At 40.5% G+C, this 9733-nt stretch carries 7 protein-coding genes; 2 read left to right on the top strand and 5 right to left on the bottom strand.

Annotation, left to right across the window (positions count from 1 at the left end; genetic code table 11):
* Nucleotides 1-274 precede the first annotated feature (274 nt).
* Nucleotides 275-1969 (top strand): ATP-dependent nuclease, encoded by a 1695-nt coding sequence (locus tag F895_RS11100; protein ID WP_005240664.1) that lies wholly within the window; start codon nucleotides 275-277, stop codon nucleotides 1967-1969.
* A gap of 314 nt (nucleotides 1970-2283) precedes the next feature.
* Here F895_RS11100 and F895_RS11105 read toward each other — a convergent pair whose 3' ends face one another.
* From F895_RS11105 to ribF, 5 genes are all read right to left on the bottom strand, one after another.
* A complete protein-coding gene (locus tag F895_RS11105) occupies nucleotides 2284-2826 on the bottom strand; it encodes an NADPH-dependent FMN reductase (RefSeq protein WP_004801731.1) in 543 nt (180 codons plus the stop codon).
* A 105-nt stretch (nucleotides 2827-2931) separates the two neighbouring features.
* Nucleotides 2932-3414, bottom strand: a complete 483-nt coding sequence (locus F895_RS11110) for an FKBP-type peptidyl-prolyl cis-trans isomerase (protein ID WP_005240663.1) — start codon at nucleotides 3412-3414, stop codon at nucleotides 2932-2934.
* 1 nt (nucleotide 3415) lies between these two features.
* A complete protein-coding gene (gene lspA, locus F895_RS11115; protein WP_101236801.1) occupies nucleotides 3416-3946 on the bottom strand; it encodes a signal peptidase II in 531 nt (176 codons plus the stop codon).
* Nucleotides 3947-3950: 4 nt separating this feature from the next.
* Nucleotides 3951-6788, bottom strand: a complete 2838-nt coding sequence (gene ileS / locus F895_RS11120) for an isoleucine--tRNA ligase (protein WP_005240657.1) — start codon at nucleotides 6786-6788, stop codon at nucleotides 3951-3953.
* 328 nt (nucleotides 6789-7116) lie between these two features.
* Entirely contained in the window at nucleotides 7117-8118 is a 1002-nt protein-coding gene (gene ribF / locus F895_RS11125; protein WP_005240655.1) for a bifunctional riboflavin kinase/FAD synthetase, read from the bottom strand.
* A gap of 207 nt (nucleotides 8119-8325) precedes the next feature.
* Between ribF and F895_RS11130 the strand changes: the two genes are divergently transcribed.
* A complete protein-coding gene (locus tag F895_RS11130) occupies nucleotides 8326-9459 on the top strand; it encodes a TDT family transporter (protein WP_005240654.1) in 1134 nt (377 codons plus the stop codon).
* The last annotated feature ends 274 nt before the right edge of the window (nucleotides 9460-9733 follow it).

The following is a 9733-nucleotide window of genomic DNA, read 5'->3' as shown; positions in this document are numbered from 1 at the left end:
GAACTCAGAAGTGAAACCTCTTAGCGCTGATGGTAGTGTGGCACTTGCCATGTGAGAGTAAGTCATCGCCAGCTTTTAAATAATAAACACCCCCAACCAACGGTTGGGGGTGTTTTTTATCGCGCGGAATTTTATATAATAAAAAGCACTTCTATAAACAATTTAGATTTTAAGACATTATTTTTCAAACATAAATTATATATTAAATAGTTTCGTTACATGACATTCATATTATAATAAGTTGCACTGTAAATTATGATAATAGAGATAATTGATGTATATAGAAAAAATAGAGCTTGAAAATTTCAAAGCTTTTAAAAAACTAGAGTATACGTGTAATGAAAAATTTAATGTGATTGTGGGTGAAAACAATATTGGAAAAAGTACAATTTTTGAAGCGTTAAATTTATGGAAATTTGCGTATGACAGGCTTATTCAAGAAAGAGATAAGACTAGGTTTTATAAAGCTGCTTCTAATTACTATTTGCCTTTTTCAGAGCTAAATCAGATTCGTTTAGTAGATGATAATGATCTTTTATATAGAACAAATCAGCCAAGTGCATCTATTACTGTAACTATTAGAGAAGAGGATAAGTGCTTCTCGCTTCAGATTAGATTTGAAAAACCTGGTATCAAGAATGCATATATTCGATTTTTTAATTCTCATCGTTTTTCCGAATTTGAAAGATTTGCAGATTTTGTTAGGTCTAAGTCATGTTCACTAAAAAATGCGATCTTTATTTATCAGACACGCCCAATTTCAACAATAGGCAGGTCTGAGCCATTCTATAATAATGGTCAGATAGAAAAGAAAATATCTATCGGAAAATCTCATGATGTATTGCGAAATAAGATTTTAAAAACTGAAAGCTCCCAAGTTAGAGTTGCTGAAAGATTTAATAAATTAGAAAGCAGACTTGAAAGAGTCTTAAAGAAAAGGTACCAAATTCGATTCAAAAATAAAAATAGAACAGATGATGAATATGTTCGCATTACTGCAGAGTGCGTAGATCATAAAGAATTAGAAATATCTATGATGGGAAGTGGATTTCTACAAATTCTAGAAATATTTTCTACCATAGAATATATAGAGTCGCATGTCGATGGTATTTGCTTAATTCTTATTGATGAACCTGATTCCCATATTCACTCTGACCTTCAATCTTATCTGATTGATGAGTTGAAAAATCATGCAGATAGTCAAATACTATTGATTAGTCATAATGATCGGCTTGTTAGTAAGGTCGATGAGGGGGAGTTATTTTACTTAAATAGCGCGGTTAAAGAACTAGGGAAACTAGATCCACTTTTAATGAGTGATTTTTACAAAGTTAAGACGGGATTAGCAGGTGTACTTGAAGAGCTAAGTGGTGCAGATGATAGACCGATAATCCTAACTGAAGGAAAGTCTGATAAGAAAATTCTTGATACTGCTTGGGAGAAGTTAAACCCTGAGCAGCCAATACCATTCAAAATTATCTCTTCAGGTATCCAAATTGACGAAGATAGAAGGACAGGTTCAGCAGAAACAGTAAGACGGTCTTTAGAGTACCTATCAACTATTACAGATAGAAAGATTATTGGCCTATTTGATAATGATAGGGAGGGGAATGAACAATTTAAAGGGTTGAATAACCAAATTTTTAACCAACATGATTTGGCATGTACTTATCGTAAACATTTGGCTAAGAATATATTTGGGTTACTCCTGGTTCCGCCTGAATTTAGAGTTGGTTTCGTGACACAAAATTCTCTTACACAACGATATTTGGTTATTGAACATTTATTTACAAATGAAATTTTAGAACAATACAATATGAAAGGTGAAAATATACTTCAAAGTAATGTATTTGAGATTTCAGGAAATAAAAATACTTTCTCTCAAGATTGTGTAAGTTTTGGACAAAATGAATTTATGGGATTTCAAAGATTATTTGATAAAATTGAAGAATTAATAGCTATGACTTAACTGATAGATGTTGTTAACTATTCTAAACTACCTAAAAATATAGTACGTGTTTTTGAAATTCTTAGATTTATAAATAAGTTAAAATTTGGTCTTTATTGTAGTCCATGTTCATAAATAATTAAAAAAGCCCCATCATCCTGACGGGGCTTCTTCATATTCAGTTTATGTCGTTGATATCCTATTAACGACCACGTCCTGTGTGTTTTATTATTCTCAATGAGACTTCCTGTCTCTCTATGCTTCATATATTAGCGACTAAGTCGAAAGTGGAATAGACGTAAATTGACCTGATCAACGTACGCTTAGGCTTACAACTAAGCGATATTATATTTTTGTAATTTACTAATCAGCGCTGCTAATCCTTTCACTTCAAACTCATTGGCTTCAAAGTTCTCGTCTTTATTACGTTTAAAGATGTCACGGATTTCTATTACGGCATTGGGATCAACAATTCCTAAGCTTGAGGTTACTTGGCGAATTTGACTGATTGAACGTGAGCCATTAGTTGAACCATAGCCGATAAAGGCTGCAGGTTTGCCTTGCCATTCTTTACCCACATAATCCAAGGCATTCTTCAATGCTGGACTATAGCCATGGTTATATTCAGGGCTAATGAAGATAAACGCCTGCGCCTGCGCAATTTTATCCGCCCATTGCTGTTGTTTGGGCTGATCATAGATGCCTGTTGCCGGTGGATGAGAACCCGCAAAGAGCGGTAAGTCCCATTCCTTAAGATCAACAACTTCAGTTTGAATATCTTTTAATGCGAGTTCAGTCGTTGCTTGTTGTACCCAATTTGCGACTTTGATCGCTGTACGACCTTCCCGAACACTACCAACAATAATATAAATGAGCATGTTTAAACTCCTGTGTTATTGCTTTGATTTTAAAAATGAATGCCTTTAAATGATCTTATACTTTTTTTAGGCGATAAAAAAAGCTCTCATTTGAGAGCTTTTTTGTTACATCAATTTGATGCCTTGCTGACCCGCAGGGGTGACTTTGAAGATTTCCACTTCAAAGGTAATATTTTTTCCTGCGAGTGGATGGTTAAAATCGATTTCTGTGGTGTCATCATTGACCGATTTTACAATACCAAACAGTGTAGCTTTGGCCTTGTCTTCAAACTCAATCATATGACCCACGATTGGGCGTTGTTCAAATTTAACCGTATCAAAGATTTGGATATTTTCAGGATTCCAAGGACCAAAGGAATCTTCAGGTGGTAAATGTACAGTACGACGGTCGCCTGCACGTAAACCAAATAATGCCTTTTCGAATCCTGGCAGTAAGTTACCATCGCCAATTACGAGGCTGACAGGTTCTTCACGACCACGGGTGTTATCAATTTCGACACCATTTTCAATAGAGACTGAAAAGTGTAAGTCGACTTTTGAGCCTTCTTGAATACGAATTTCTTCGTTTGGTTGAATAATTTCGTTCATCTTATGCATCCGCGTTTTGGTTGCGTTTCTTCTCTAAGAAGAAGGTATCAATCAGCAGCAAAATCGTGCCTAAGGTAATTGAGCTATCCGCAAGGTTGAAGGCTGGAAAATGACTATTTTGATAGTAAACATGAATAAAATCGACCACATAGCCTAAGCTGACACGGTCAATCAGATTGCCAATTGCACCACCGAGAATCAACGCGATCGCCATTGGTAACACGATCATTTTCTTTGGCATACGCATCAGCCAGAAAATGAAAATGAGCGATACCACACCTGCTAAAGAGGTGAAGAAGTAGCGTTGCCAGCCGCCTGCATCAGACAAAAAGCTGAATGCTGCACCATAGTTATGCAACAAGGTCCAATTTAAAAAGGGCAGTACTGGAACAGGATCTGCATAATTTAAATGTGAACTGGCAATCCATTTAGTCCATTGGTCCAACACAATGGCGAGGACTGAAAGTCCAAGCCAAAGCAGGTTATGCGGATAAAATTGGAATAAGCCTTTTTTTGCTGGGCTAGTTTGCACAGAATTATGCATATTTTCTCACTTCGCCACTGCCAGTGACGTTGATAATACAACGAGCGCATAAACCAGGATGGCCAACATGTGTATTTACATCTGGCAGTACATGCCAGCAACGTACACATTTTTCACCATCTGCTGCGGAGACTTGGACACGTAATCCTGCAAGATCCGTGCTTTCACCTTGTTCAGCATAAGGGTGAACGATGACTTGAGAGGTGATCAAGACAAAACGTAATTCATCAGCCAATTGGTTTAACAATGTCTGTAAGGCTTCATCTGCCCAAAGTTCAACTTTGGCAGATAAGTTACTGCCGATGAGTTTAGCGTTACGTGCGGCTTCGATCTGTTTATTTACTGCTGATTTTACGCTAATCAATGTTTGCCAATCTGCTTCAGACAGTAAGTTTGCTGTTGATGCGGTTGGGATGTCATACCATTCAGCCGTGAACACATATTTACCGGTTTGTTCAGGAATCAATGGCCAAGCTTCTTGTGCGGTAAAGCTCAAGATTGGTGACATCCAGCGTACAAAGGCTTGTACGATGTGATATAGCGCTGTTTGTGCAGAATGACGTGCTTGAGAATCTGCTTTAGTGGTGTACTGACGATCTTTGATGATGTCGAGATAGAAACCACCTAAGTCGTTAATACAGAAGTTGGTCAATGCATTGGTGACAATATGGAAATTCATCTCTTCATAGGCTTGCTGGATGGTTTTTTGAACCTCAGCAGCGCGTTGCAAGATGTATTGATCCAAGGCAATCAGTTGGTCGACTGGTAAAGCATCTGTCGATGGTTTGAAACCATTTAAGTTGGCCAACAAGAAACGTAAGGTATTACGGATACGACGATAGCCATCAGAGGCACGGCTAAAGATTTCCTTACCAGCCGTCATTTCATAGCGATAGTCCGCAGATGCGATCCAGAAACGTAAGCCATCTGCACCCATATCTTTAATGATGTCTTGTGGGGTAATGATATTCCCCAATGACTTAGACATCTTGCGGCCTTTCTCATCGACCACGAAACCATGCGTGAGCAGACCTTTATATGGCGCACGTTCATTGATGGCAATAGAGGTTAATAACGATGATTGGAACCAGCCACGATGTTGATCTGAACCTTCCAGATAGAGGTCTGCTGGCTCTTGCAGATCATCACGCTCGCGTAACACGGCATAATGTGTAGTTCCAGAGTCAAACCAGACATCTAAGGTGTCACGAATGGCATTGTATTGCTCAGCATCAGCACCGATGAATTCGCTAGCTTCACGGTTATACCAGCCATCAATGCCTTCTTGTTCGATCAGTTTAGCCACTTCTTCGATCAATTCAGGGGTACGTGGATGCAGGGCATTGGTGTCTTTGTGTACGAAGAATGGGATTGGCACACCCCAAGTCCGTTGACGTGAGATACACCAGTCTGGACGACCTTCGATCATCGACTGAATACGGCTTTGGCCCCAATCAGGCACAAATTCGATCTCGTTTTCAATTGCATTCAAGGCATTTTGGCGCAGACCATTGGCATCCATGCTGATAAACCATTGTGGTGTTGCACGGAAGATAATTGGAGTTTTATGGCGCCAGCAGTGCGGATAGCTATGTTTGATTGGCTGATGTGCCCATAGACGACCAACTGCACCCAAGGCCTCAATGATTTGAGGATTGGCTTTATAGATGTGTTCCCCTGCAAAAATAGGTGATGTTGCTAAATAAACACCATTACCACCGACAGGATTTTCAACTTTTAATTGATACAGCAAGCCAACTTTATAATCGTCCACACCATGACCGGGTGCGGTATGTACTGCACCAGTCCCGCTGGTCGCAATCACGTGTTCACCTAAAATCACAGGCACTTGACGATCGGCCAGTAAAGGATGTTGCAATAACAGGTTTTCGATCGCAGCCCCTTTGAAATCAGCAAGTACAACTGGATTTGCCAGTTTGTAGCGTTCGATTGCAGATTCAACCAAATCCTTGGCCAGAATAAAGTTTTGCGTACCACGTTCAGTGGTCACTTGAACCAATTGATAGTCGATATCAGCGTGTAGCGCCACGGCTTGGTTGGCAGGCAAGGTCCATGGTGTAGTGGTCCAGATCACGATATCCGTGGCATCTTGAACATCAACATTCAAACGTGCGCTGAGCTCTTTGAGATCAACCACGGTAAAGCCAACATCAATTGCATCTGATTTTTTATCTTCATATTCAACTTCAGCTTCAGCCAAGGAAGAACCACAGTCCATACACCAGTTCACAGGTTTTAAACCCGGTTCGATATGGCCTGCTTTGGCAATAGCGCCCAGTGCACGCACGATATCCGCTTCTTGCTTGAAGTTCATGGTCAGGTACGGATTGTCCCAATCACCGAACACACCCATACGCACAAAGTCTTTCTTTTGTAGTTCGACTTGGGTATACGCATATTCACGACAAGCTTTACGGAAGGTTGAAGCATCGACTTTAACGCCCACTTTACCGACTTTTTCTTCGACTTTCAGTTCGATTGGCAGACCGTGACAGTCCCAACCTGGCACATACGGTGCATCGAAGCCGTCTAAAACGCGGCTTTTAATGATGATGTCTTTGAGGACTTTATTGACAGCATGACCTAAATGGATTTGACCATTGGCATAGGGAGGGCCATCATGCAGTACATATTTTTTCTTGCCAATACGCGATTCACGAATCTGCTGATAAATGTTGTCGGCATACCACTCTTCTAACCATTTGGCTTCACGCACAGCCAAGTTTGCCTTCATGGCAAATTCAGTCGCTGGCAAATTGAGTGTGGCTTTATAATCCACTGCATTTTCAGGAGTTTGCTTATCGCTCATGCAAGTTTTCTTCCAGTTTGATCAGTTTGTAAACTGACATGTATTACTTTAGGGTCTGTTAACACTTCAGCCATGCCTTGCGTTATTGGCTAAAACCACACAAACAAGGCATGAAACGTAGGCAATGGCGATCCCCTTGTCAAGTCTCATAACGATGTTTGGGGCAGTTTTAGCTATAACCCTTCGGGACAGGGATATTTTTTGCCGCTACTGCGTTATAACTTGGCTCATTTAGAATGACTAAATTTCGCAAGTCATGCCTTGTATCGTCTAAAAAACTCCTCTGTCGCAAGCATTGTGAAGTGTAAACAAATCCTACTAATTAAATTTAAAATGGAAATTCTGGTGTACTGGTCCGATAGTCTCGTAACTGTTGCACATCATGATTAATTCCAGCTTTGAGGGCTTCAAGCGAAGGGTAATTCAGTTCACCATGTAAATAGTGAAGGAAAGTGACCCGCATCAATAAGCCATACAGATTAGCAGAAACATCAGGGAAATGTACCTCTAATCGCCATTCTGGATGGACTTGTTTGATGGCTGGGCGTGTCCCCACATGACCTGCACCAAATAAACTGTCGGCTTGATAGCCTGTAATCCCGTTCAGGGCAGGATCGACATGTTTTACTTTTGCATTCAAGGATGCATTTTCACAGACTACATCCACCGCATAAATCCCGTTTAAACATGGTTTGTGACGGTTTAAACGAACATTAATGGTTGGAAAATCAAGGGTACGGCCAATCTGGTCACCATATTGCACACGGCCTGTGATGCTATAAGGGCGACCCAATAGTTTGGCTGCCAATGCCAGATCACCTTCTTGTAAAACTTGACGAATACGGGTTGAACTGACACGTTCACCATTTAAAGCGACGGTATTTAAATTGGTCACGTCAAAGCCATAATCGCGTAAAAATTCGCTGTTGCCTTGGCGGTCTTTGCCAAAATGGAAGTCATCGCCGAGTACCAAACTTTGTGCATTAAGTTTTAATTTGAGTAGTTCAGCAAATTCAGTAGCATTTAAACTTCTAAAATATTGGTCGAATTTCGCAACAGCAATGTAGTCCACACCCAGCTCAGTTAAATATTCTACTTTTTCTCTGAGTGAGCTGATCCGTGGTGGCGCTTCATAGCCTTTAAAAAATTCAAGCGGTTGTGGCTCAAAAATCATCACCAGTGTTTTTAGACCTTGTGCCTCAGCCAGACTTTTCAATTGGCTGATCATCGCCTGATGGCCAAGATGGACACCATCAAAATTGCCAATCGTTACCGCAGTTGGGGGTAACTGAAAGTCTGGCGATAATGCGTTGAGACGAAGCAACTTCATGGGCGTTAAATACAGTGATTTTTGCAAAGGCTATATATTGCCATATTCTCAGCGTTTCGTCTTGTTGTTGTGTTTTTACACAGAAAAATTTCAATATTTAAAGTTTTTATATCAATTAAATTGATTCATAAAATAAAAATAAATCAATTTTTCTTATTTAAAGGTTGATCTAAAATAGTTTCATAGTCGCTTGATATCGAGATAGAGATGAAAAAGCCGTTTTATCAACTAGAGCAGAGCACCGATGTGATTCGCCATTTTACCCCAAACTGGTTTACTGCAACCATGGGTACGGGTGTGGTGGCAATGATTTTAGCACAGCTGCCTTTCGCTTCATCGATCTTATTTATGCTTGCGACCAAATTATGGCAGTTTAATATTCTGTTATTTAGCACCTTTAGTGTGCTCTATATCTTACGCTGGATTTTATTTCCGGCTGAAGCTAAGCAGATTTTTACTCATTCCAACATGAGCTTATTCCTCGGTGCGATTCCGATGGGCTTAGCGACGATTGCCAATGGTTTTCTCAGTTTTGGGACTCATTTATATGGTGATATTGCCATCCAGATTGCGACCTATCTCTGGTATCTGGATGTGTTTCTGGCAGTGGTGATTGCATGGGCGGTGCCGTTTTGTATGTTTAGCTGCCAAGATCATCAATTACATCGCATGACCGCAGTGTGGTTACTCCCGATCGTGGCCTGTGAAGTCGCTGCCAGCTCTGCGGGGCTGCTATTGCAACATTTAGCAGCAGATCAGCATGCATTAACCATCTTGATCACAGGCTATGTGTTATGGGGCATTTCTGTACTACCTGCTTTTGCGATCTTAACCATTTTGATGCTACGTCTGGCTTTGCATCAATTACCTGAGAAAGAAGTCGCGATTTCTAGCTGGTTATGTTTAGGACCGATTGGAACAGGGGCATTGGCATTATTGCTACTCGGTGAACAAGCGCCACGTATCATGCAGGCGATGGGTTTCGAAGGCTTAGCCACATTACTTCCAGCCTTGGGCATTGTGGCAAGTTTGGTGCTATTAGGTTTTGGTCTATGGTGGTTTGGGATTGCGATTTTGACCACACTGCGTCATATGCGTACTGGCATTCCATTTAACTTGGGTTGGTGGGGGCTGACTTTCCCATTCGGTGTGTTTATCTTGGCGATCTTTAACTTGGCGCATCAACTGCATCTCGACTTGTTACAGTATGTGGCAGTGGTTTTAAGCGTGTTGCTGGTGGGTCTGTGGGCACTGGTGATGAAGAAAACGCTGGCAGGAGCCTATAGCGGTCAACTATTTTTCTCTCCTTGTTTGGTCGCCTTACAGCAGAAGATGCAATAATATCAAGGTGTGCTAAAGCACGCCTTTTTATGTGATCTAGGTTCGGTTTATATCTTTAGTTTTTTAAAAACAATTATCTTGATGGAATCTTATTTGTTCTCATCCAATTTCAGGATAAACCTTCGGTTCGACTTACTTTTGTTTCGGCATGAGCAGCAAAACTCGTTGACTATCATCAACTAGCCGAAAGAGTCGCAGAAACAACTTCTTATAAATAGAGCCCTGTCTCGAACAGTTGCGGACGACGTTTCCGAGAATCATATTTTTTGTTAAA

This window comes from Acinetobacter sp. CIP 64.2, from assembly GCF_000369645.1.
Taxonomy (GTDB): Bacteria; Pseudomonadota; Gammaproteobacteria; order Pseudomonadales; family Moraxellaceae; genus Acinetobacter.
Note: the sequence above shows the minus strand (reverse complement) of the source record. Positions and strands in the feature narration are given on the sequence as shown.